General features: G+C 65.0%; 21 protein-coding genes. 7 read left to right on the forward strand and 14 right to left on the reverse strand.

Features of this window, described 5'->3' with window-relative positions; genetic code table 11:
- Window positions 1–81: 81 nt before the first annotated feature.
- Genes ccoP through ccoN form a run of 4 tightly spaced genes read right to left on the reverse strand, consistent with a single transcriptional unit; the run spans window position 82 to window position 3,464 of the window.
- Window positions 82–945 (reverse strand): cytochrome-c oxidase, cbb3-type subunit III, encoded by an 864-nt coding sequence (gene ccoP, locus J2X50_RS18540; protein WP_429097216.1) that lies wholly within the window; start codon window positions 943–945, stop codon window positions 82–84.
- A gap of 3 nt (window positions 946–948) precedes the next feature.
- Window positions 949–1,098 carry a cbb3-type cytochrome c oxidase subunit 3 gene (locus J2X50_RS18545; protein ID WP_429097219.1) on the reverse strand — a complete coding sequence of 50 codons (150 nt, stop codon included), beginning with the start codon at window positions 1,096–1,098 and terminating at the stop codon, window positions 949–951.
- A gap of 10 nt (window positions 1,099–1,108) precedes the next feature.
- Window positions 1,109–1,840, reverse strand: coding sequence for a cytochrome-c oxidase, cbb3-type subunit II (ccoO, locus tag J2X50_RS18550; RefSeq protein ID WP_340038592.1), 732 nt, complete (start codon window positions 1,838–1,840; stop codon window positions 1,109–1,111).
- A gap of 10 nt (window positions 1,841–1,850) precedes the next feature.
- Window positions 1,851–3,464: a cytochrome-c oxidase, cbb3-type subunit I gene (ccoN, locus tag J2X50_RS18555; RefSeq protein WP_429097220.1), complete on the reverse strand. Its 1,614-nt coding sequence runs from the start codon at window positions 3,462–3,464 to the stop codon at window positions 1,851–1,853.
- Between the two features lie 153 nt (window positions 3,465–3,617).
- Between ccoN and J2X50_RS18560 the strand changes: the two genes are divergently transcribed.
- Entirely contained in the window at window positions 3,618–4,109 is a 492-nt protein-coding gene (locus tag J2X50_RS18560) for a hemerythrin domain-containing protein (protein ID WP_429097223.1), read from the forward strand.
- On the opposite strand, the gene J2X50_RS18565 is transcribed toward J2X50_RS18560, so the two are convergent.
- A complete protein-coding gene (locus J2X50_RS18565; RefSeq protein WP_429097225.1) occupies window positions 4,106–4,831 on the reverse strand; it encodes a Crp/Fnr family transcriptional regulator in 726 nt (241 codons plus the stop codon). The two genes, J2X50_RS18560 and J2X50_RS18565, sit on opposite strands and share 4 nt — an antisense overlap.
- Before the next feature lie 151 nt (window positions 4,832–4,982).
- Between J2X50_RS18565 and hemN the strand changes: the two genes are divergently transcribed.
- Window positions 4,983–6,332 carry an oxygen-independent coproporphyrinogen III oxidase gene (gene hemN / locus J2X50_RS18570; protein WP_429097227.1) on the forward strand — a complete coding sequence of 450 codons (1,350 nt, stop codon included), beginning with the start codon at window positions 4,983–4,985 and terminating at the stop codon, window positions 6,330–6,332.
- A 96-nt stretch (window positions 6,333–6,428) separates the two neighbouring features.
- Window positions 6,429–7,007: an N-acetyltransferase family protein gene (locus J2X50_RS18575; RefSeq protein WP_429097293.1), complete on the forward strand. Its 579-nt coding sequence runs from the start codon at window positions 6,429–6,431 to the stop codon at window positions 7,005–7,007.
- Between the two features lie 2 nt (window positions 7,008–7,009).
- Here the strand turns inward: J2X50_RS18575 and J2X50_RS18580 are convergent, their stop codons facing one another.
- Window positions 7,010–7,645, reverse strand: a complete 636-nt coding sequence (locus J2X50_RS18580; protein ID WP_429097229.1) for a protein-L-isoaspartate(D-aspartate) O-methyltransferase — start codon at window positions 7,643–7,645, stop codon at window positions 7,010–7,012.
- 561 nt (window positions 7,646–8,206) lie between these two features.
- Here J2X50_RS18580 and amaB point away from each other — a divergent pair.
- Window positions 8,207–9,721 (forward strand): L-piperidine-6-carboxylate dehydrogenase, encoded by a 1,515-nt coding sequence (amaB, locus tag J2X50_RS18585; protein ID WP_429097230.1) that lies wholly within the window; start codon window positions 8,207–8,209, stop codon window positions 9,719–9,721.
- A 66-nt stretch (window positions 9,722–9,787) separates the two neighbouring features.
- Here amaB and J2X50_RS18590 read toward each other — a convergent pair whose 3' ends face one another.
- The 5 genes from J2X50_RS18590 to ffh all read right to left on the reverse strand — a co-directional run bounded on the left by J2X50_RS18590 (window position 9,788) and on the right by ffh (window position 13,936).
- On the reverse strand, window positions 9,788–10,732 hold the full coding sequence (locus tag J2X50_RS18590; protein ID WP_429097232.1) for a thioesterase family protein: 945 nt from the start codon (window positions 10,730–10,732) through the stop codon (window positions 9,788–9,790).
- A 175-nt stretch (window positions 10,733–10,907) separates the two neighbouring features.
- Window positions 10,908–11,414, reverse strand: coding sequence for a cupin domain-containing protein (locus tag J2X50_RS18595; protein ID WP_429097234.1), 507 nt, complete (start codon window positions 11,412–11,414; stop codon window positions 10,908–10,910).
- Between the two features lie 149 nt (window positions 11,415–11,563).
- Window positions 11,564–11,956: a 30S ribosomal protein S16 gene (rpsP, locus tag J2X50_RS18600; RefSeq protein WP_429097235.1), complete on the reverse strand. Its 393-nt coding sequence runs from the start codon at window positions 11,954–11,956 to the stop codon at window positions 11,564–11,566.
- 56 nt (window positions 11,957–12,012) lie between these two features.
- A complete protein-coding gene (locus J2X50_RS18605) occupies window positions 12,013–12,339 on the reverse strand; it encodes a chorismate mutase (RefSeq protein WP_429097237.1) in 327 nt (108 codons plus the stop codon).
- A 10-nt stretch (window positions 12,340–12,349) separates the two neighbouring features.
- Window positions 12,350–13,936 carry a signal recognition particle protein gene (gene ffh / locus J2X50_RS18610; RefSeq protein WP_429097240.1) on the reverse strand — a complete coding sequence of 529 codons (1,587 nt, stop codon included), beginning with the start codon at window positions 13,934–13,936 and terminating at the stop codon, window positions 12,350–12,352.
- A gap of 436 nt (window positions 13,937–14,372) precedes the next feature.
- Here ffh and J2X50_RS18615 point away from each other — a divergent pair, with 436 nt between their 5' ends.
- Window positions 14,373–15,080: a DUF2270 domain-containing protein gene (locus tag J2X50_RS18615; RefSeq protein ID WP_429097243.1), complete on the forward strand. Its 708-nt coding sequence runs from the start codon at window positions 14,373–14,375 to the stop codon at window positions 15,078–15,080.
- A gap of 53 nt (window positions 15,081–15,133) precedes the next feature.
- Here J2X50_RS18615 and J2X50_RS18620 read toward each other — a convergent pair whose 3' ends face one another.
- Window positions 15,134–15,673 carry a DUF1236 domain-containing protein gene (locus J2X50_RS18620; protein WP_429097245.1) on the reverse strand — a complete coding sequence of 180 codons (540 nt, stop codon included), beginning with the start codon at window positions 15,671–15,673 and terminating at the stop codon, window positions 15,134–15,136.
- A 167-nt stretch (window positions 15,674–15,840) separates the two neighbouring features.
- Here J2X50_RS18620 and J2X50_RS18625 point away from each other — a divergent pair, with 167 nt between their 5' ends.
- A complete protein-coding gene (locus J2X50_RS18625) occupies window positions 15,841–16,659 on the forward strand; it encodes a lytic murein transglycosylase (RefSeq protein WP_429097246.1) in 819 nt (272 codons plus the stop codon).
- Window positions 16,660–16,813: 154 nt separating this feature from the next.
- Window positions 16,814–17,053: a hypothetical protein gene (locus J2X50_RS18630; RefSeq protein WP_429097248.1), complete on the forward strand. Its 240-nt coding sequence runs from the start codon at window positions 16,814–16,816 to the stop codon at window positions 17,051–17,053.
- 117 nt (window positions 17,054–17,170) lie between these two features.
- On the opposite strand, the gene J2X50_RS18635 is transcribed toward J2X50_RS18630, so the two are convergent.
- Window positions 17,171–18,052: a ParB/RepB/Spo0J family partition protein gene (locus J2X50_RS18635; RefSeq protein ID WP_429097251.1), complete on the reverse strand. Its 882-nt coding sequence runs from the start codon at window positions 18,050–18,052 to the stop codon at window positions 17,171–17,173.
- Window positions 18,053–18,092: 40 nt separating this feature from the next.
- Window positions 18,093–18,890, reverse strand: coding sequence for a ParA family protein (locus tag J2X50_RS18640; protein WP_429097252.1), 798 nt, complete (start codon window positions 18,888–18,890; stop codon window positions 18,093–18,095).
- Between the last annotated feature and the right edge of the window lie 10 nt (window positions 18,891–18,900).

The raw sequence follows: 18,900 nt of genomic DNA on the forward strand, positions 1-18,900 counted from the left end.
AAGCCGGGGAAGTGCGCAAGGAGGCCCGGCATTTCTGCCGAGCCCCCCACCCCTTCATCCATCGCCCCCAGCCCTGGAGGGTTATTCACCACCGCCGAGCGAATGGACGAAGACGGCAAGTTCCTTGACCTTCACGTCGCCCAGTCGGGCGCCCCACGCCGGCATCACGCCATGCCTGGGCTGGCGCACCTGCTGGGCTATGGCCGCCTGCCCGGAGGCGTAGAGCGCGATCGCATCGGTCAGGTCGGGCGCGCCCATTTCCCTGTTGCCCTTGGCATTGTCGCCATGGCAGGCGGCGCAGTTTTCGGCGAACACGGTTGCCCCTGCCGGAACCAGCTCCGGCGTCAGCGCCTGGCCCGATAGGCTCGCGACGAAGGCCGCAACCTCGTTGACCTGCTGCGGTTCGAGCACTTCGGCGAAGGCCGGCATTTCGGAGCTGTGCGTCTCCTCGTCGCCGGCGAAACGGACGCCGTTCGATATCGTCTGGTAAATCTGCTCGATCTTGCCGCCCCACAGCCACTCGTCGTCGTTGAGGTTGGGGAATCCGGGCGAACCCTGCGCACCGGAGCCGTGGCACTGCACGCAGTTGACCTTGAACGCTGCCGAGCCTGCCGAGGTGGCGAACTGGCGCAAATTGTCGTCGGCGAGGATCTCGCCGACGCCCTTGGTCTTCACCGCCTCGACATAGACGCTCTTGGCGGCCTCGGCCGCGGCGAGCTCGGCCTGGACCTCGGCCCGGCTCGAATAGCCGAGCATGCCCGTGGTGGCGGTGCGGATCATCGGCCAGGCCGGATAGGCGATCGTATATGCAAGCGCCCACACGATGGTGGCGTAGAACGTCCACAGCCACCAGCGCGGCATCGGGTTGTTGAGTTCGCGGATGCCATCCCACTCATGTCCGGTGGTCTCGACGCCGGAAAGCTCGTCGATATGCTTTTCGCTCACAGATCAGTCCTCCTTGAGCGGGATTTGGGCTGCCCGGTCGGCCGCCTCGCGGCTGCCGGGGCGAAGCGCGAAGATGAACACGCCGGCCACGAAGATCGTCATAGCCAGCAAAGCCCAGCTGTCGGCGAAATGTCTGAGGGTGGTGTAGTCCACGACAAGCCTCCTAGCGGTAGTTGGCTTCGGCGTCGTAGGTCGAGAAGTCGACCAGCGTGCCGAGCATCTGCAGATAGGCGACGAGCGCGTCCATCTCCGTCAGCGTCGCCGGGTTGCCGTCGAAATCGCCGAGCTTGGCCTTCGGGTAGCGCGCCAAAACGCCACTCGTATCGGCATTCGGGTCGGCCTGCGCCCGAAGGTCGGCCTCGGCACTGGCGATCATCTCGTCGCTGTAGGGAACGCCGACGCGACGGTTGGCGATCAGGTCGTAGCTGATGGTCTTCACCGCCAGCGGCGTTTCCTTGAGGAAGGCGTAGCTGGGCATCACCGATTCCGGTACCACCGATCGCGGTTCGACGAGGTGCTGGACGTGCCACTCGTTGGAATAGCGGTCGCCGACGCGGGCGAGATCGGGGCCGGTGCGCTTCGATCCCCACTGGAAGGGGTGATCGTACATCGACTCCGCCGCCAGGCTGTAGTTGCCGTAGCGCTCCACCTCGTCGCGGAAAGGCCGGATCATCTGGCTGTGGCAGACGTAGCAGCCCTCGCGGATGTAGATGTTGCGGCCGGCGAGCTCCAGCGGCGAGTAGGGACGCATGCCCTCGACCTTCTCGATTGTGTTCTCGAGGTAGAAGAGGGGCGTGATCTGCACGATGCCGCCGATGCTGACGACGATCAGCGAGCCGATCAGCAGGAGCGTTGCGTTTCTCTCGATGGTCTGGTGTTTGTCGAGCAGTGCCATGTCTCAATCCTTACTGGGCAGGCTGGAGGGCTGGAGCGGCTCCGGGCAGCGGTTCTTCCTTCCGCTGGTATCCGCGGATCGTCATGTAGACGTTCCAGGCCATGACCAGACCGCCGGCGAGGTACATCAGGCCGCCGATGGTGCGGAGGATGTAGTAGGGATTCATGGCCGCGACGCTTTCGGCGAAGGAATAGACCAGGAAGCCCTGCTCGTCGTATTCGCGCCACATCAGGCCCTGCGTGATGCCTGCCACCCACATGACGGCGGCGTAGACGACGATGCCGAGCGTGGCGAGCCAGAAGTGCCAGGTGACCAGCCGCATCGAGTAGAGGCGCTCGCGACCCCACAGCCGCGGCACCAGGAAGTAGATGGCGCCGAAGGTGATCATGCCATTCCAGCCGAGCGCGCCGGAATGCACGTGGCCGATGGTCCACTCGGTGTAGTGGCTGAGCGAGTTCACCGCCTTGATCGACATCATCGGGCCTTCGAAGGTCGACATGCCGTAGAAGGCGATGGCAACGACCATCATGCGGATGATCGGGTCGGTGCGGATCTTGTCCCAGGCGCCGGAGAGCGTCATCAGGCCGTTGATCATACCGCCCCAGGAGGGCATCCACAGCATGATCGAGAACACCATGCCCAGCGTCTGCGCCCAGTCGGGCAGGGCGGTGTAGTGCAGGTGGTGCGGCCCTGCCCAGATGTACATGAAGATCAGCGACCAGAAGTGGATGATCGACAGCCGGTAGGAATAGACCGGGCGCTCGGCCTGCTTGGGCACGAAATAGTACATCATGCCGAGGAAGCCGGCGGTCAGGAAAAAGCCGACGGCGTTGTGGCCGTACCACCACTGCGTCAGCGCGTCCTGCACGCCGGCGAACAGCGAGTAGCTCTTCGAGCCGAGGAAGGATGCCGGCACCGCGAGGTTGTTGACGATGTGCAGCATCGCGATGGTGACGATGAAGGACAGGTAGAACCAGTTGGCGACGTAGATATGCGGTTCCTTGCGGGTCAGGATCGTGCCGAAGAAGACGATGAAATAGGCGACCCAGACGACCGTCAGGAACAGATCGACGTACCATTCCGGCTCGGCGTATTCGCGGCTCTGGGTGATGCCGAGCAGATAGCCGGTCGCCGCCATGACGATGAACAGCTGATAGCCCCAGAAGACATACCAGGCGAGGTTGCCGCCGAAGAGGCGCACCCGCGAGGTCCGCTGCACCACGTAGAAGGAGGTGGCGATCAGCGCGTTGCCGCCGAAGGCGAAGATCACGGCCGAGGTATGCAGCGGACGCAGGCGGCCGAAATTGAGCCAGGGCTCGATGTTGAGATCGGGGAAGGCGAGCTGGGCGGCGACGATGACGCCGACCAGGAATCCGGCGACGCCCCAGAACACCGTGGCAATGACGCCGTAGCGCACCGGACCGTCCATATAGGGCGACGGCGCTTCGGCGATATTGGCCGTGGCATAGCTGGTTGTGCGCATCAGCACGATGGCACCGGCGGTGAGCGCGAAGAACAGCACCCACATGTGGGCGGCGAACAGATTGTCCTGCGCGAAGGCCGCGCCCAGCAGGGCGGCGAATGCCGCCACCGCGAGCAGAATGATTTCGGTTGCGTATTTCATGAGAGATCCCCGACGAACTCAAGGCGACCGAAGATCCCTTTCGGCGCCAGACGCCACACATCCACGACAATTGCCTATGCTGCCTTGATCTGGATCAAGGTCAAGCCGGGCGCTCCGCCTCAGCCTTCAGGCAAAGGGGAACCTTGAGAAGACATGAGATCACGCCGGGAAACGAAGGTCGGGACGGAGCAGACGGCTCTCACAGACGCGATAGCTGCCGTGCGGCGTGCCCACGCTGCCAAGCTAATGCTCTGCGACCGGCTGGAAGCGATCGCGGATTCGTTGCCCGGCGGACTGGACAGACGCGAGTGCCTGTTGGCGGCACGCGCCCTCGGCCCGGAAATGGTCAAGGTCCATCGCTTCGAGGAGCTGCACGTCTACCCCCATTTCGCCGCCCGGCAGCTGCAGAGCGCCGAGGCGCGCAAAACCATTGCGCGGCTCAAGAACGAGCATTGCGAGGATGAGGGCTATGCCGCCGAGCTGCGCGACGCCTTGCGCGCCACTGCCCGGCGCGGCAGGGCTGAGAATCCCGAGACTCTGGGTTTCATGCTGCGCGGATTCTTCGGCGCGCTCAGGCGCCACATCGCCTTCGAGCGCGACCATGTCATCGCGCAGGTCGCGCCGGACTGCGAGACGCCGGGCTAGATGTTGGCGCGCCGCTCGAGTTTGGCGAGGTCGAAGACGGTGATGTGGCGGTTGTTCTCGACCGCGATCAGCCCGTCCTTGCGCAGCTTGGTCAGCTGACGGCTGACCGTCTCGATGGTGAGGCCGAGGAAGTCTGCTATGTCGGCACGCGTCAGCGGCAGGTCGAAGCTGATCTCGCCTTCGCTCTCCGCCTCGGGATCGCCGTGCCTGGCGATGAGCTGGAGGAAAGAGGCGACACGCTCGGACGCCGTCTTGCGGCCGAGCGTCAGCATCCAGTCGCGCGCGTCGTCGAGTTCGTTCAGGGCCTGCACGTGCAGACGGTGCCCGAGTTCCGGCGACTGTTCGATCATGCGGTCGAGCGTCTTCTTGGGGAAGGAACAAACCCGCACCGGCGTGGCGGCCTCGGCGCTGGTCGAGCTCTCGTGCTTGAACGGGCGGCCGAGGAAGTCGGGAGCGAACTGGAGGCCGACGATCTGCTGGCGACCGTCGGACAGGGTCTTGGTCAACTTGACCACCCCGGCGAGCACGTTGGCGTAGCTGTCGACGGTTTCCGAGTCCGAGACAAGCGTCGTGCCAGGCTCGACCTTGCGCTTGGTGGTGTGACGGCTGAGCTCGACCAGTTGCTCGGGCGTGAGCGCACCGCAAACGCCCTTGTGCCGCGCTTCGCATGAGCGGCACAGCACTGGTATCTCCGAATTGTGAATGTCCTGGCGAACCGCCATCACGTCGTCCGATGTCTGATTGCGGCCAATCTATGTTCCAGTTCCCGGAATTGGAACCGTGTCATTGTGTCCACGACCTCCCAGCCGTTGATCCATGTCAAGGCGCCCACGGAGGCCAAGGTCCAGGTTGCGGCCGCTCATGGAGAGGCTGATGGACCGGACCCTTGTCGAGAAATATGCCGCGCCGGTGCCGCGCTACACGAGCTATCCGACAGCGCCGCATTTCAAGGCCGACGTTTCGGCGGCAACCTATGCAGAGTGGCTGCGGGCCCTGCCGGAAGGAACCGCGACCTCGCTCTACGTGCACATTCCCTATTGCGACCGCCTGTGCTGGTTCTGTGCCTGCCATACCAAGCAGGTGCGTCGCTATGATCCCGTCGCCCGCTATCTCGAAGCCCTCGCGGCGGAAATCGAAACGATCTCCGACAAGGTTGAAAGCCGGCTAATAATAACTGGGCTTCACCTCGGCGGTGGATCGCCGACCTTGGTCGCGCCTGACGACATGATTGCATTGGGCAGGCTCCTGCGCAGCAGATTCGCCTTCGCGGAAGATGCCGAGATCAGTGTCGAAATGGACCCCAACGACATGGATGAGGCGCGCTTCGACGCGCTCGCCGCCATCGGCATGACCCGCGCCAGCCTTGGCGTCCAGGACTTCGATCCGAAGGTGCAGCACACCATCAATCGCGAGCAGACATTCGAACAGACCAAGGCCGTGGTCGATGCGGTTCGCGCACGCGGCGTGCGTTCGGTCAACCTCGACGTCCTCTACGGCCTGCCGCACCAGACGCTCAAAACCATCGTGGCAACGACCGAGCAGGTGCTGTCGCTGCGGCCCAATCGCATCGCCCTGTTCGGCTATGCCCATGTTCCGTGGATGAAGAAGCACCAGACGATGATCGACGAGGCGCTGCTGCCCGACGCCGGGGCGCGCCTGGCCCAGGCGGAAGCGGCGGCGCGGCTGATCCTGGCAGCAGGTTACCAGGCGGTCGGCATGGACCATTTCGCCCTGCCCGACGACAGCATGGCTGTCGCTACCCGCTCGGCGAAGCTGCGGCGCAATTTCCAGGGCTACACCACCGACCAGGCGGATGCGCTGATCGGCCTGGGGGCTTCGTCTATCGGGCTCCTGCCGCAGGGCTATGTCCAGAACATGCCGGCAACCGGCGAATACGAACGCCGTGTGCTGGCTGGCGGCCTGGCGACCGAGCGCGGCATCGCGCTTACCGAGGACGACCGCATGCGCTCCTGGGTGATCGAGCGCCTGATGTGCGATTTCTCATTCTCGCGCTGCGAACTTGTCGCCCGATTCGGAGAGCCGGCGCGGGAGGTCATCGCGGAGGCTGAGCTGCTTGTAGCCAACGGTGGCGACGGGATCTTTGCGCGGTCCGGCAACCGCTTCGTCGTCACCGAACAGGGCAAGCCCTTCGTCCGTTCGGTCGCGGCACGGTTCGACGCGTATCTCGGCAAGGGAACGGCGCGTCACTCCGTCGCCGTTTGAGCCAGTACGGCTGCACCTCGGATCGAAGTGCGTCTTGGCCCTTTCCATTTCCGGAACGATTTGCTCTTATGGATGGCAGACGAAAAGGCTGCCTAAATAATGAGCATAACGATCCGACACGCTTTGGCGGGCGACCTCGACCGCATCACCGAAATCTATGCCGACGCGGTGCTGAACGGCACGGCAAGCTATGAGCTGGAGCCGCCGACACGGGCGGAGATGGGGGTGCGGTTCGAGACCCTGAGCGCCGGCAACTATCCCTATCTCGTCGCCGAACGGCAGGGCCGAATCGTCGGCTATGCCTATGCCGGACCGTTCCGGGCCCGGCCGGCCTACCGGTTCATTGTCGAGGATTCGATCTACATCGCGCCCGACGCCAAGGGTGCCGGCATCGGCAAGGCGCTGATGGAGGTACTGATCGAGGAAGCAACAAAGCTCGGCTTCCGCCAGATCGTCGCCGTGATCGGCGATGGTCACGCCGACAGCGCGTCCGTGCGCCTGCATGAGAGGCTCGGGTTCCAGCACTCGGGCCGGCTGGACGGTTCCGGCTACAAGCACGGCCGCTGGCTCGACACCGTCTTCATGCAGCTTCCGCTGAATGGCGGCACCAGCCTGCCGCCGGATCCCGGCTCGATGCCCGAGCGCATGTTCCGGGCGAAGGGCGGCACGAGCTGAATTCAGCCGCCGCCGATCAGCGGGACGAAGCGAACCGCGGCGAGCGCCTTCTCCACATAGTCGTCGTCCTTCAGGCGGGTGACCTTGACCAAGATCTGGTCGCCCAGGGGCCCCAGCGGCATCACCAGCCTGCCGCCGATGGCGAGCTGGCTTTTCCAGGCCGGCGGAATCCTGCGCGAACCGGCAGCGGACAGGATGGCGTCGAAGGGAGCCTCGGCCTCGTAGCCGGCAACGCCGTCGCCGGTCACCACCTCGACGTTGCCATAGCCCAGCCGGGCCAGGCGTGCGCGCGCCTGGTCGGCGAGCGACGTCAGACGCTCGATGGTGACGACGCGGGACACGATCCGCGCCATGACGGCGGCCGCGTAACCGGAGCCGGTGCCGATCTCGAGAATCGTCTGCCCTGGCGACAATTCGCCGGCCGAAGCCATGAGCGCCACGATGTAGGGCTGGGAAATCGTCTGGTACTCGTCGATCGGCAAGGCGGTGTCTTCATAGGCATAGTCACGCAGGTTCTCGGGGACGAATTCCTCGCGCGGCACCTCGGACATGGCTTCGAGCACGGCGAGGTCGTTGATGCCGCGCCTTGCGATCTGGCGCTCCACCATGTTGAGGCGCGCCGGCCGATAGTCGATCATCGCATGCCCCTGACGATGCCAGTTAACCGACAGGCCGGCCGGAAGTTCCCTCGGCAAGCCCGCCGCGGCTTCCGCAGCGTCCCCTTGATGTTGCAGCGCGTCAATTCTGCTGCATTGCACAAGATGCAATGCTCCTATGCAATATCAACACTTTAAATCCAGACCCTGCGGGGCTAGATATCATTCATCGAATTTGTCGGGGCCTACCTCCTCCCAGACCTCGACGAATAGGTCAGCGCCTACCTCCTCCCAGACGCTGGCCACCAATACGACACCCGCCGGACCTCCTCCCCCGGCGGGTGTTGTTTTTTCTGCCCCTCCCAAATCCTGCAAGGACCGAGCTGGCCTCCTGCCACTGGGCCACAGCCATGCAATGCGCCGGACAGACCGCGCGGAGCGATCACCGGTGTGGCGTTCGGGTGGTCAGACAGGCTATAGGCAGTGCCAAGCGTCTCCCGGCCTTTACCGCGGAGAAACGAAACTATGGCCGCCGCGGCCCAGGACAGACGAAAAGCGAGCTGTGCGCCGGCGGCGGGTGAGGAACGAGGAAAGGTATTCAGCATGAACGTGACCAGCGAAACCGCGGCACTTCTCGAACGGCTCGGCGTCGCCAAGTCCGATTTCACCGGCGGCGACCTGATCGTGCGCAGCCCGGTGACTGGCGAGCAGATCGGCGCGTTGACGTCGATTTCGCCTGCCGAAGCCGGCAAGGCCATCGAGCGTGCCGACAAGGCCTTCAGGGCCTGGCGCAACGTGCCGGCGCCGAAGCGCGGCGAACTCGTTCGCCTGCTCGGCGAGGAGCTGCGCGCCGCGAAAGTCGATCTCGGCCGCCTGGTGTCGATCGAAGTCGGCAAGATCCCGTCGGAAGGCCTGGGCGAAGTCCAGGAAATGATCGACATCTGCGACTTCGCCGTCGGCCTGTCGCGCCAGCTCTACGGCCTGACGATCGCCACCGAACGCGCCGGCCATCGCATGATGGAAACCTGGCACCCGCTCGGTGTCGTCGGCGTCATCTCGGCCTTCAACTTCCCCGTCGCCGTGTGGTCGTGGAATGCGGCCCTTGCCTTCGTCTGCGGCAACTCGGTGGTGTGGAAGCCGTCGGAGAAGACGCCGCTGACCGCGCTCGCCTGCGAGGCGATCTTCAAGCGCGCCGCAGCCCGCTTCGGCGCTGACGCGCCGGAAGGCCTGTCGCAGGTGCTGATCGGCGACCGCGCCGTCGGCGAGGTGCTGGTCGACAATCCGAAGGTGCCGCTGGTGTCGGCCACCGGCTCGACCCGCATGGGCCGCGACGTCGGCCCGCGTCTCGCCAAGCGCTTCGCCCGCGCCATCCTCGAGCTCGGCGGCAACAATGCCGGCATCGTCTGCCCCTCGGCCAATCTCGACATGGCGCTGCGCGCCATCGCCTTCGGCGCCATGGGCACCGCCGGCCAGCGCTGCACCACCATGCGCCGCCTGTTCGTGCACGACAGCGTCTACGACACGCTCGTCCCGCGCCTGAAGAAGGCCTATGAGAGCGTCTCGGTCGGCAGCCCGCTGGAAAGCTCGGCCCTCGTCGGTCCGCTGATCGACAAGGGCGCCTTCGACGGCATGCAGAAGGCGCTGAAGGAAGCCGGTGAGCACGGCGGCAAGATCACCGGCGGCGCCCGCGTCGACCAGGGCCATGACGGCGCCTACTACGTCAAGCCGGCGCTAGTGGAGATGCCGGGCCAGGTCGGTCCGGTGCTCGAAGAGACTTTCGCGCCGATCCTCTACGTCATGAAATATTCCGACTTCGACCAGGTGCTCGAGCTGCACAATGAGGTCGGCGCCGGCCTGTCGTCGTCGATCTTCACGCTCGACCTGCAGGAGGCCGAGCGCTTCCTGTCGGTCGAGGGCTCGGACTGCGGCATCGCCAACGTCAATATCGGCACCTCGGGCGCCGAGATCGGCGGCGCGTTCGGCGGCGAGAAGGAGACCGGCGGCGGCCGCGAGAGCGGCTCGGATGCGTGGAAGGCCTACATGCGCCGCGCCACCAACACGGTGAACTACTCCAAGGCGCTGCCGCTGGCACAAGGCGTGTCGTTCGACATCGACTGAGCCGCAGCCAAGCCTGCCTGACCTCAAGCGCCGTCCGCTAACCCGGGCGGCGTTTTCGTTTGGGGATCAGAGCGAAAGACCCGGAACCGTCCAGCCCGCCAGCTCGGCCTGGGCCGACGATGCGATGGGCAGCAGCCGGCGCGTCTCCAAATCGAAGCAGATGGCCACCACTTCCATCGTGCCGAAAGCACGGCCCGAGAAGGGATCGAGCATCCAGTTGACGATTCCCATGGTGCGGCCGTCGGCGCGGGCGAGGCCGGAGCGCACCTCCCAGCAGTCGCCGTTTTCAGGCAGATCATCGAGCAGGATCAGGAATTCGAGCGCGGCCGCACCGAAATGGGGGCCGTTGCGGTCGCTGTGGCGGGCGCAAAGCTCGCGCAGCGGGGTGATGATGTTTCGGATGCTGTCGGCAATCGCCGCGACGAAGCCCTGCGGCAACATTTTTCCGAAGGGATCGCAGGCCTGCTGCAGCACCGCGCCCTGGCCGAGTTGGCGCAGGCCGAGTTCCTTTGCCCGCGCGCCCGACGCGGACATGGTTGCCGGCGGCTCACCTGTGCTGCGCGGCAATGCCAGCTCCGGCGTGTCGACGAGACCCGCCGCGACGCGCGCGGCAAACGCTTCCGGCCAGGCCCGCGCAGCACCGTTCGCGACCTCGATATGGCTCACACCGATACGGAAGGTCGCGGCGCATTCGCCCGAGGCACTATCGAACATCATGATGACGATGTCGGCTCTGGTGTCCCCGATGGACGTGAAGCCGGCGGTCATGTGCATCGAGGTTCCCGCACGCGCTTCGCGCAGGAAGCGGATATGCATGCTTCCGACGGCCAGCGTCGTCGTCGAGGCGGGCGCGAACAGCCGCGGCAGGCCGGCGAGGCCGAACGTCGTGGCGATGGCTTCCATGCAGCGCGCCACATAGAAGCGCGTGTTCATGTGGCCCATCTCGTCGCATTCCCAGGTGGCGACGCCGCCGCGCCAGACATCGCGCAGCCCGGATGTGTCTGCCGTCATATCGTTCCTTTCCGTGCCGGCCCAGCACGAATGTAGGCGCTGGAAACGCCTCTTTCATCGTCGTATCGGACGATCCGTAGCGGGAACCGCGCGCCGGCAGCGGGTGGTGCCGGCCCAGCATCGGAAGTCGGCCAACGACGCCGTTCAAACGTTGCGCTGGCCGATTGCCCTGCCGCTACGACGACGAGCCGGCATCGATGTCTTCCCAATAGTCCATCGTCGCTGCCTTCCGATAGCCCTCGCCGGTCAGGCGGACGCTGACGCGGCCCGACTCCGGGTAGACGATCACGTCGTTGGGATTGCGTTCGCCAATGATGAGGTACCGGCACGTCGCATCGGTATGATTGTAAAGCGAATGCCCGACCTTCTGGCCAGCCGGGAAACAGACATAGTCGCCCGCCGTCATCACGTAGCGCCGCTGGCCGAGCTTCAGCGTCAAGGAGCCCTCGAGGATGTAGGCATGCTCTTCTTCGAGCATGTGGTAGTGTGACGGGTTGGTTTCCTTGCCTGGCGCCAATTCCTCGAGCGCCACCCCGACATGAGTACCGCCGGCGAAGCTGGACAGGTGCCGAAAGCGAGAACCGAAGCGCTCGCCATGGAAGAACACCTCGAGCGGCGCTTCGGTCGCCGCGAAGGGCTCCGAAATTCCTTCATCGTTGATGGCGGACTTGTTCACTGACATGTGGATACCTCCTCTGCCTGTCGAGAAGAGGTGACCTTGGCGGTTTGCCGGGTCAAGTCCGGAAACGGCTACCGAGACTTTATCGGCCCCCAAAAGCAAAACGGCGGACCTATCGGCCCGCCGTTCGCGAAATGCCTTTTGGAGGCAGATTACTCGGCCGAAGCTTCAGCCGGAGCAGCAGCGGCCGCAGCGATGGCCGCGGCGGCGTCGTCCTGGGCCTTCTTCAGGGCAGCCAGGCGCTCCTGGGCCTTCTTGCCCGGCTCACCCTTGGTCGGGTTCGAGCGGGCTTCGCGCTTCACGACGCCGGCCTCGTCGAGGAAGCGGGCAACGCGGTCGGTCGGCAGGGCGCCGTTCGACAGCCAGTGCTTGGCGCGGTCCGCGTCGAGCTTCACGCGGTCGCCGTCCTTGGGCAGCAGCGGATTCCAAGCGCCGATTGACTCGATGAAGCGGCCGTCACGCGGGCTGCGGGCGTCGGCAACGACGATGTGGTAGTAGGGGCGCTTCTTCGAGCCGGCACGGGCCAGACGGATTTTGAGGGACATTTTCTTACTCCTGAAAAGTGGTGTCTTGGGTTGGTCTTGGTCTGCTTGTTCCGCCGTCAGGCGGAGGTAGTCTTGTCCGACGCGCCGTTGTGTTCGGCGGCCAGCATTTCGTGATGACGGATCACCTCGCGGATGATGAAGTTGAGGAACTTCTCCGCGAAATCGGGATCGAGATGGGCGTCGTCGGCAAGCCGGCGCAGCCGCGCGATCTGGGTCTGCTCGCGGGCCGGATCGGCCGGCGGCAGGCCGTGGGTCGCCTTGAGCATGCCCACCGCCTGGGTGCAGCGGAAGCGCTCGGCGAGCATGTGGATCAGCGCCGCGTCGATGTTGTCGATCGAAGCGCGCAGTTCCTGAAGCCGTGCCTTGGGGTCGATGTCGGTCATGGCGCCCTCCTCACTTCTTCTTGCCGAGACCCGGCAGGCTGCCGCCCAGGCCCGGAAGCTTCATGCCGCCCGGCAGGCCGGGAAGACCGCCACCGCCGAGACCGGGCAGGCCGCCGCCGGGAAGTCCCTTGAGGCCCTGGCCGAGACCGGCAGCTTCGGCCTGCTTCTTCAGCGCCTCGAGCTGCTTGGGGTCCATCTTCGACAGGTCCGGCATGCCGCCGCCTGGCATCATGCCGCCGAGCCCCATCTTCTGGGCAAGGCCGCCCATCATGCCGCGCATGAGGCCGCCGCCCTTGCCCTTGCCGCCCATGGCCTTCATCATGTCGGCCATCTGGCGGTGCATCTTGAGCAGTTTGTTGATCTCGGCCGCGTCGGTGCCGGAGCCGGCGGCGATGCGCTTCTTGCGCGAGTGCTTGAGGATGTCGGGGTTGGCGCGCTCGGCCTTGGTCATCGACGAGATGATGGCAAGCTGGCGGCCGAACATCTTGTCGTCCAGGCCGGCAGCGGCCATCTGGTCCTTCATCTTGCCCATGCCCGGCATCATGCCCATGATGCCGCCCATGCCGCCCATCTTCTGCATCTGGCCAAGCTGGTCGGCAAGGTCGTTCAGGTCGAACTTGCCCGACTGCATCTTCTTGGCCATCGCCGCGGCCTTTTCCGCGTCGATGGTCTCGGCTGCCTTCTCGACGAGGCTGACGATGTCGCCCATGCCGAGAATGCGGTCGGCGATGCGCTTGGGATAGAATTCCTCCAGCGCATCCATCTTTTCGCCGACGCCGATGAGCTTGATCGGCTTGCCGGTGACGGCGCGCATCGACAGGGCCGCGCCGCCGCGGCCGTCGCCGTCCATGCGGGTGAGCACCAGGCCGGTGATGCCGACGCGATCGTCGAAATTCTTGGCGAGGTTGACGGCGTCCTGGCCGGTCAGCGAGTCGGCGACAAGCAGGATTTCGTGCGGGTCCGACACCTTGCGGATGTCGGCCATCTCGACCATCAGCGGCTCGTCGATATGGGTGCGGCCGGCGGTGTCGAGGATGACGACGTCATGGCCGCCGAGCTTGGCCGCCTGGACGGAGCGCTTGGCGATGTCCACCGGCGACTGGCCGGCGATGATCGGCAGGGTCGCGACCTTGGTCTGCTCGCCGAGCTGGCGCAGCTGCTCCTGCGCGGCCGGGCGGCGCGTGTCGAGCGACGCCATCAGCACCTTCTTGCCCTGGCGCTCGGTCAGCCGCTTGGCGATCTTGGCGGTGGTCGTCGTCTTGCCCGAGCCCTGCAGGCCGACCATCATGATGACGACGGGCGCAGGCGCATTGAGGTCGACGGCGACGCCTTCGGCGCCGAGCATCTCGACCAGCTCGTCATGGACGATCTTGACGACCATCTGGCCGGGCTTGATCGATTTCAGAACCGCAGCACCCACGGCCTTCTCGCGCACCCGGTCGGTGAACGAACGGACGACCTCGAGCGCGACGTCGGCTTCGAGCAGGGCACGGCGGACCTCGCGCAGGGCAGCCGAAACATCGGCCTCCGACAGCGCGCCACGGCCGGTGAGGCCGTTCAGGATCGATCCAAGCCGCTCTTGCAGCGATTCAAACATTCGACTTTCCCTTTCCCGGACAAACCAGCGTTGGCCGAGAAGTAATGCTTCCGCGCCCGAGCGCCAAACCATTCATGCGGCCAAAACCAAAAAGCACCCGGGGGCGCATCGCGCTGCCGGGTGTTGGCCTCCGGGATCGTTTGACAACCTCTGGGGTGTCCCGGTCGGCCGCTCGGAGTGGAACTCTTCGCGGAATTTCGAGGGCTGTAGACAGGAAAAAGGCCTACGAGTCAAGCTTTGCCGGCATTCATGAGCCGATAGGTCCGAGATGCGACGTCCATCAAGGCGAACAGCACCTGCGGTGTCGGTTTCGCGGGCTCTCCCGCGGGCGGGAGTATAGACTAAACGCCTTGGCGGGACTGGGATGCCGCCTTCGCTATGCTTCACGACAGAGATCGCAGGGCATAGCAGCCGAAACGATTCCAGGGAGGTTGTCATGCAGGAAGCAGCAAAGCCCGATGTCCTCCAGCAGAGCGCACTGCTGCCGCTGACCTCGACCGAGATCGTCAACACCATGGCGCACTACCACCGCGCCGAGATGGCCCGGATGGCCGGCTGGCGCGATCGCATCGACCGCACCAGCAACTGGGCGATCACGGTCGTGGCGGCGATGCTGTCGGTGTCGTTATCGACCCCCAACGCGCATCACGGCGTGCTCTTGTTCGCCATGCTTCTGGTCTTCCTGCTTTTGTGGATCGAGGCACGCCGGTACCGCTTCTTCGACGTCTACCGCTCCCGGGTCCGCACCTTCGAGCGCTATTACTTCGCGCCGATCTTCGCGCCTGCTCCCAGCGAGGCCGTGAACTGGCGGCAGATGCTCGGGGAAAGCCTGCGCGAGCCGCAGTTCCGCATATCCTATGCGGACGCGTTTTCGCGGCGGTTGAGGCGCAACTACATCTGGATGTTCCTGATCCTGCTGCTGGCCTGGGTGCTGAAGATCTCTACCCCGCAACTGCAGGCCGAGGGTGCAACCGGGGGGCTGGTAGCGTCGCTGCGCGAAGTCCTGCGAAATGCGGCCCTTGGGCCCCTGCCGGGCTGGCTCATCATGCTTGGCGTGGCGGGATTCTACGCTTGGCTGCTCTACGCCTCGCTGCGCCCCTATGACGACGCGGCCGAGGGCAGCCTAGGACAGGTGCATGTGTGAAATGCGGCTGCCGGACATCCGCCCGGCAACCTGATCGCATTACCTTGGCCATCCTAGCGCATCACATAGACGATGCGGCGCGTGGAGGGATCCACCGGGACGGGCTGGTTGTTCACATAGACGTAGCGGTACTGGTAGTCGGGGATTGCTGCCAGCTGGACCGTCTCGGGCAGACTCGCGCCCACCACGACCTCACCGTCCAGATAGACCGGTTCCAGCGGCCGGCCGGCCACATACGTGCGGACCTCGCCTGGCGGATCGATCGCGGTGCCGGTCGCACCGCCCGCGATCACGCCGGCGCCGCCGCCAACGGCCGCACCGACCGGTCCGCCGATCACGGCGCCCGCGATGGCACCGGTGACGCCGCCGACAATGGCGCCCGTGTCACCGCCGCCCTTCGGGCGTTCGACCATGACGACGCCGGAATCCGCTGGCCGCTGCGAAAGCACCACCTGCTCGCCCGACAGGCGGGCGCCGCCGATGCGGTCCATGGCTTCCAACAGCCGGAAGTTGAGGCCGGCGTTGCGCAGGACTTTTGCCGCCGAAAGACCGGCGGAACCCGCCCCGATGATCACGACATCGACATCTCCCATCGATTTTCCCCCTCTCGCCACATTCACAGCTTGATCGTATGCGAGTTTTTTGCCACCAGCCATTGCATGCTGGCGGGGACATGAACGCCTTCTTAACGATGACAAGAGAGCGTTTGGCTGGCAACATCCCTCCCAAGGGTTCACGATTCAGGCATCAGGAGAACGGCATGGCAGTATTTGCCAGAGTGAAGACTTTTGCTGCGGCTTCCGCCATGCTGGCGGGTACCGCGAGCGTCGCGCTTGCAGCCCCTTGCGGCAACGACAAGGGCGGTTTCGACGCGTGGAAGGCGCAATTCGCGCAGGAGGCGGCGGCCAATGGCATCCAGGGCAAGGCGCTCGACGCCCTGTCCCAGACGACCTATGCAACCAAGACGATCTTTGCCGACCGCAACCAGAAGAGCTTCAAGCTCTCGCTCGACCAATTCATGGTCAAGCGCGGCGGCAAAGCGATCGCTTCCAAGGGCAAGACCATCAAGAAGCAGAACGCGGCCCTGTTCGAGAGCATCGAGGCCAGCTACGGCGTGCCGGCCGGTCCGCTGATCGCCATCTGGGGCATGGAGACCGGCTTCGGCGGTTTCATGGGCAACCAGCACACGCTGTCGGCCGTCGCCACGCTGGCTTATGACTGCCGCCGCTCGGAGTATTTCACCGACCAGCTCTATGCGGCGCTGAAGCTAATCCAGAACGGCAATCTTTCCCCCAGCGCCATTGGCGCTGCGCACGGCGAGATCGGCCAGACCCAGTTCCTGCCGGTCAACGTGCTCAAGTTCGGCGTCGACGGCGACGGCAACGGCCGCATCGACATGATCCGCTCCAAGGCCGACGCGCTCGCCTCGACCGCCAACTTCCTGCGCGGCCACGGCTGGAGCGCCGGCGGCGGCTATCAGCCGGGCCAGGCCAATTTCGGGGCGTTGCAGGGCTGGAACGCGGCCAGCGTCTACCAGCAGGCCATCGCCATCATCGGCGCCGAGATCGACGGAAACTGACCTTTCGCGATGTCAGGATGATGTCCTGACGCGCTGGCAAAAACGGCAGCCGCGACGCAAGTTTGAAAGCCCGGTGGTGACACCGGGCTTTTTTCATGCGGCCAATGCGGCCAACGCGCCACCAATCGGGTGATGCGCGCGAGAGGAATGTCAGATGAATTCAGCCAGCGGACTGCCTGCCGATATCTCGGCGTTCGGCAACATCGAGGGCTATTCCCACCACCCCAAGACCGTTGCGCCGCGGCTTCCCGTCACCGCCGGCGGCGGCCTGCTCAAATGGTACGACATCGCCCACCAGGAAAGCCCGGTGACGCACGACACCCGCGCCCTTTCACAGCGTTTCCTCGCGGCCGAGACGGCGACCGGGCGCCTCGACCTCAGGGGCGGAGCATAGGTCGCCTGACCGGGGAACCCGGACTCTGCCCAACGTGCGCACATGCGGTACCTGCCGCATGCTGAACCGGCCAGCGATGTCAGGCCCGGCTAATCGCCGGACTGGCCGTTGGGCCGATCAGCCGCGTTCGAATTTCAGGCGACGGCAGAGATCGTCGAGCTGCTCGAGCGAGCGATAGGCCACGCGCAGCTCTCCGCCGCCCTTGTCCTTGTGCGCAATCGAAATCTTCATGCCGACCACGTCGGTCAGGAGCTTCTCCAGAGCGACCGTATCCGGGTCCTTCTCGAGCGGATTTCGTTGCTTTTGCTCGGCGGTCGCCGCCGGCATCTGCGCCAACGCCTCGGCCTGGCGCACCGACAACCCATCCTCCACGATGCGCTTGGCGAGCCCCACCGGATCCTCCGCCGTGATCAGCGCGCGTGCATGGCCGGCCGACAACTCGCCATTGACCAGCATGTCGCGCACCACGTCCGGCAGCTTCAGCAAGCGCAGCGTATTGGCGACATGGCTCCGGCTCTTGCCGATGACCTGCCCGAGGTCCGCCTGGGTGTAGTTGTGGTCGTCGATGAGCTGCTGGTAGCCGAGCGCCTCTTCGATGGCGTTGAGATCGGTGCGCTGGACGTTCTCGATGATGGCAAGCTCGAGCGCGGTGCGATCGTTGACCTCGCGGACGATGACCGGGATCTCGTTGATGCCGGCACGCTGCGCGGCACGCCAGCGGCGCTCGCCGGCGATGATTTCATAGCGTCCGGCCTGCGCCGCCGGCCGCACCACTACCGGCTGGACGAGTCCATGTTCCCGGATGGACTGGGCGAGGTCGGCGAGATCCGCCTCGGCGAAGTGACGGCGCGGATTGCGCGGGTTGGGACTGACGAACTCGATCGGCACGCGTCCGTCGGCCAAAGCTGCCGGCTTTTCCGGCGCGACCGGCTTGTCCATCTCGCCGATCAGGGCTGCGAGGCCTCGTCCGAGCCGCTTTCTGGAAAGGTCTTCGCTCATTTTCTTTTTCTTTTCCGGATTGTTTCGTTGCCGAATCGGTCTACGCCGCCCGCAGTTTACGTTCGCGCCTGATCACCTCCGACGCCAGCTGAAGGTAGGCCTGGCTGCCGGAACATTTGAGATCGTAGAGGATCGCCGGCTTTCCATATGAGGGTGCCTCCGAGATGCGCACATTGCGCGGGATCACCGTCTCGTAGACCTTTTCGCCCATATGGGCGCGCACATCCTCGACCACCTGGTTGGCCAGATTGTTGCGACCGTCGAACATGGTCAGCACGATGCCCTGGATCGACAGGTCAGGGTTGATGGTCTGCCGGACCTGATCCACCGTCTCAAGCAACTGACTCAAACCCTCGAGAGCAAAGAACTCGCACTGCAGCGGAACCAGCACCGAGTCGGCTGCGGCCATCGAGTTGAGCGTCAGCAGATTGAGCGATGGCGGGCAATCGATCAGCACGTAGCTGTAATTCGCCGAACGCGCGGCGGCAGCGCGCAGAGCGTTGCGCAGCTTCAGCACGCGATCCGGCTGGGCGGCGATTTCCATCTCGATTCCGAGGAGATCGAGCGTCGAGGGCACCAGCGAGAGGCCCGGCACCGCCGTTTCCATGGCAGCCTGCTCGATCTCCAGCTCTCCCGTCAGCACGTCGTAGGACGACACGCTGCGATCGCGGCGGTCGATACCGAGGCCGGTGCTTGCATTGCCCTGCGGGTCGAGATCGATGATGAGAACGCGCTCGCCGATTGCAGCCAGCGCAGTCGCCAAGTTGATCGCGGTGGTCGTCTTGCCGACCCCGCCTTTCTGATTGGCGACGGTGATGATTCTTGGTCCGGTCTTCATGGCTCGACTG

Source organism: Aminobacter sp. BE322 (assembly GCF_050433525.1).
GTDB lineage: Bacteria > Pseudomonadota > Alphaproteobacteria > Rhizobiales > Rhizobiaceae > Aminobacter.

Excerpts from the sequence above, each read along its gene's own strand:
- J2X50_RS18595 (WP_429097234.1), bottom strand. The coding sequence starts at position 11,414 with ATGTCAGTGAACAAGTCCGCCATCAACGATGAAGGAATTTCGGAGCCC.
- J2X50_RS18625 (WP_429097246.1), top strand. The coding sequence starts at position 15,841 with ATGGCAGTATTTGCCAGAGTGAAGACTTTTGCTGCGGCTTCCGCCATG.
- J2X50_RS18560 (WP_429097223.1), top strand. The coding sequence starts at position 3,618 with ATGAGATCACGCCGGGAAACGAAGGTCGGGACGGAGCAGACGGCTCTC.
- J2X50_RS18580 (WP_429097229.1), bottom strand. The coding sequence starts at position 7,645 with ATGATCGACTATCGGCCGGCGCGCCTCAACATGGTGGAGCGCCAGATC.
- amaB (WP_429097230.1), top strand. The coding sequence starts at position 8,207 with ATGAACGTGACCAGCGAAACCGCGGCACTTCTCGAACGGCTCGGCGTC.
- J2X50_RS18590 (WP_429097232.1), bottom strand. The coding sequence starts at position 10,732 with ATGACGGCAGACACATCCGGGCTGCGCGATGTCTGGCGCGGCGGCGTC.
- rpsP (WP_429097235.1), bottom strand. The coding sequence starts at position 11,956 with ATGTCCCTCAAAATCCGTCTGGCCCGTGCCGGCTCGAAGAAGCGCCCC.
- hemN (WP_429097227.1), top strand. The coding sequence starts at position 4,983 with ATGGACCGGACCCTTGTCGAGAAATATGCCGCGCCGGTGCCGCGCTAC.
- J2X50_RS18620 (WP_429097245.1), bottom strand. The coding sequence starts at position 15,673 with ATGGGAGATGTCGATGTCGTGATCATCGGGGCGGGTTCCGCCGGTCTT.
- J2X50_RS18630 (WP_429097248.1), top strand. The coding sequence starts at position 16,814 with ATGAATTCAGCCAGCGGACTGCCTGCCGATATCTCGGCGTTCGGCAAC.
- J2X50_RS18635 (WP_429097251.1), bottom strand. The coding sequence starts at position 18,052 with ATGAGCGAAGACCTTTCCAGAAAGCGGCTCGGACGAGGCCTCGCAGCC.
- J2X50_RS18640 (WP_429097252.1), bottom strand. The coding sequence starts at position 18,890 with ATGAAGACCGGACCAAGAATCATCACCGTCGCCAATCAGAAAGGCGGG.
- ffh (WP_429097240.1), bottom strand. The coding sequence starts at position 13,936 with ATGTTTGAATCGCTGCAAGAGCGGCTTGGATCGATCCTGAACGGCCTC.
- ccoO (WP_340038592.1), bottom strand. The coding sequence starts at position 1,840 with ATGGCACTGCTCGACAAACACCAGACCATCGAGAGAAACGCAACGCTC.
- J2X50_RS18615 (WP_429097243.1), top strand. The coding sequence starts at position 14,373 with ATGCAGGAAGCAGCAAAGCCCGATGTCCTCCAGCAGAGCGCACTGCTG.
- J2X50_RS18565 (WP_429097225.1), bottom strand. The coding sequence starts at position 4,831 with ATGGCGGTTCGCCAGGACATTCACAATTCGGAGATACCAGTGCTGTGC.
- J2X50_RS18605 (WP_429097237.1), bottom strand. The coding sequence starts at position 12,339 with ATGACCGACATCGACCCCAAGGCACGGCTTCAGGAACTGCGCGCTTCG.
- ccoN (WP_429097220.1), bottom strand. The coding sequence starts at position 3,464 with ATGAAATACGCAACCGAAATCATTCTGCTCGCGGTGGCGGCATTCGCC.